Annotated in this window: 1 protein-coding gene; it reads left to right on the forward strand. The window is 44.1% G+C overall.

Annotated elements, in window-relative coordinates; all coding sequences use genetic code 11:
- The coding region (locus AAEY83_RS18345; RefSeq protein WP_351061553.1) for a cell division FtsA domain-containing protein at window positions 1–238 on the forward strand (238 nt) is incomplete at both ends.

Consider the following 238-nt stretch of genomic DNA (forward strand, 5'->3'; position numbering starts at 1 on the left):
GAATATAGCCTGATGAGCGACGAGCGTCAGCAGGGTGTGTGCTTGGTCGATATTGGCGCGAGTACGACCAGTATTTGTGTCTACAAAGAAAACAAGCTGATCTTTACACATTGTATCGCCACAGGCAGCCATGAAGTGACGATGGATATTTCAGCAGATGTTGGCATATCAATGATAGAAGCTGAAAAACTTAAAAAATCGCATGGTACGGTTGATGTCAATAGTGTCGATCCTAGCT

Source organism: Psychrobacter sp. TB20-MNA-CIBAN-0197 (genome assembly GCF_040309765.1).
GTDB classification, from domain to species: Bacteria; Pseudomonadota; Gammaproteobacteria; order Pseudomonadales; family Moraxellaceae; genus Psychrobacter; species Psychrobacter submarinus.